Here is a 2,429-nt window from a genome sequence, read left to right as displayed (position 1 = left end):
GAGGTGGGGGACGTCCTGGTAGACCTGACACACGACCAATTTCCGCGAACCAACCTGAAGGGCTGGATATTTCCCGTGGACAACCCGTGGCATCTCAAGCGGTTCCCACACCTCCAGACTCGCTCGTCGGCCGGTGAACCTCGGCCCGGCCTACCCACAGATGTCTATGAGGCCATGCGCCGCGAATTGGGCGACTGGCCGGCGAAGGGCTTGCAAGATGCTCCTGTATGACCTCATTCCGCCAAAAGTCTCCCTACAAGTACGTCTACCGCACTGAGCTGCCGGCTGAACACAGGGAGCCAGGTCGTGCTGCGGTTCTACAGCGGCTCCGCAGGTACTCGGTTCAGTCACTTGTTTCGGCAGCACACCGAGTTCTGTGGGCGACCTACCCAACAAAGCTCGAGGGGCTTCACACGGCACCCTGGCACATCCTGCTGATGCTGAAGTGGGCCCTGCGAGACCCCTATGTCCCGTTACGGGCTGGTAGCCCGGTGTCCGAGCATGACTTCAATGCTCTGCGCCAAATGATGCTTGACCTTGTCGGGGCCGAATACAAGCGCAAGAAGCCGGACAACATGTACCTGATGCTGCGCGCACTTTTTCAGCAGATTGATTTCCAGCGGCCTGAAGGATGGACATACCTTCGCTGGCCTGCACTCATCGCCAGGCAGCCCAACAGCCACCCGTCACGTCGGCAGTTCGTCAGCGAAATTGGAATGCCTCCTGAGCATTTCATGGACCTCGCGTTTTGCTTGATCGCCGCTGTCATGGATGGAACGACGTCCTTCGCCGCGGATTGGCTGGCACCGATGCAGAAGGCCTACGGCAAGAGCGTGGACGCAATGTGGCAACTCGTTGCGCGCGACTTGATAAGCATGCGCGCTGAGATGCAGCAAGAGGGCGCTTCACGCTTGCCGCTTGGGCAGGAGTTGCACGAGCCGCCGTACCTCAAGCGTTTCCCGTTCCTCAAGAAGAGAGACGGGCGGTATGCATGTTGGCATCCGAGGATAGTTGCGCGCGGCCTTGAAGAAATCGTGCACTTTCGTCTGTCAGGTCTTCAGGGCCAATACACGCAGCCGTTCAGCCGGTTGTTCGAACGCTATGTGATGGAGCTGGCCAAAGCTATGGACGGCGGGGCCATTCTTGACGACCAGTACCAGGCCCTTATTCACGGGAGCAAGCCGAGCAATGTGGAGGCCCTGATCCCCTGTGGCGATTGCAACGTCATGGTCGAAGCGAAGATGAGTCTGTTTGGAGATGACGCTTTGCTGGTCGACAACGAGGTACAGGCGTTTCAAAAGACAAAGAAGATTCGCGATGGCATCAAACAAGCGTGGAGCGTCGGCAAGGACGTTCGTGCTGTCGAGAGTCCCGTGCCTGCCTGCAAGACGGCGGAGCGGGACTACTTGCTGGTGGTGACTAGCCGAGAACTCTTTGTCGGCAGTGGAGAAATGCTGCTTCGCTTGTATAGGGAAGGCGAGTTCACCTATCCGGATGACGCCTGCAGAGAGAACCTTCCGTTGACGAACGTCTTCGTTATTTCCATTGAGAACTTCGAGAGGCTATCAACTGCGGTATCTGCGGGAAACGTGAAGCTGCCCGACCTATTGAAAGRGGCTGTAGAGCGCAATCGGGACCCTTCTACTTCGGCCATCCTCTTCGACGCATATCTTGAAAAGTATGTCAGTAGCTGGGGGCTGCCTGACCTCATCTTGACCGCTCGCGACGAGTCAGAAGCGCGGATTCGTGAGCTGGGTGAGTGGGGCTCGGGGGATGACAGCGACGAGGCCGAGGCAGAAGACACTGAGCTCGGAGAACATGCTGCGAAGGTAGATGCTCAAACATGAATTCAATCGACTACCAGTCCCTCACCGAGGAGGACTCGCTGCTCATTGAGTTGCCCCATGACGTGTGGCTGATGGACAACCACAAGTGGGCGCTACTCGCGTGGGAGCGACATCGAGCGCAAGCTGCGAGTGCGCCATATGCGCTGATTCACGCGGATTTTCACTGGGACGGTGTCGACGATTTTGCTTGGGACGAAGATGCACGCCGCAAGCTTGCCGGTGCAGACCTGACCGAACTGGAGGCGATGACTTTCGACGACGAGTTCATCCGATATGACTCGTTCATCGCTCCAGCAATACGCCGCGGAACGGTTTCGGAGGTTCACTTCTTCTGCTATCAGGACGATGGCACCGATGAAGGCATTTCAGGCGAGATGTGCGCCCAGCTCGATGTCTCGCAGACTCTCCATGAAGATGTCGAAACCCTGGCTGCCGTGATGCCGGGGCGTCCACTCATCTTTGACCTTTGCCTTGACCTCTTCAACCGTTCCGACGATTGGGAAGACGGTGACCTTTGGACTGACGGCGAGGTACTCCAGTTTCTGGATACGGTGGGTCACCACGTCAAGAACGCAGTGATGG

At 57.6% G+C, this 2,429-nt stretch carries 3 protein-coding genes; all 3 read left to right on the top strand.

The window, feature by feature from the left end; genetic code table 11:
* On the top strand, nucleotides 1-231 hold a 231-nt coding region (locus AC1DU6_RS27505), incomplete at its 5' end, for a hypothetical protein (protein ID WP_477861008.1).
* Nucleotides 228-1,847, top strand: coding sequence for a GapS1 family protein (gapS1, locus tag AC1DU6_RS27500; protein WP_477861006.1), 1,620 nt, complete (start codon nucleotides 228-230; stop codon nucleotides 1,845-1,847). The genes AC1DU6_RS27505 and gapS1, both read left to right, overlap by 4 nt.
* On the top strand, nucleotides 1,844-2,429 hold a 586-nt coding region (locus AC1DU6_RS27495; protein ID WP_477861005.1), incomplete at its 3' end, for a peptide arginase family protein. The genes gapS1 and AC1DU6_RS27495, both read left to right, overlap by 4 nt.

The sequence above is a fragment of the Roseateles sp. P5_B10 genome (assembly GCF_056400485.1).
This window is presented reverse-complemented; position numbering and strand designations above follow the sequence as displayed.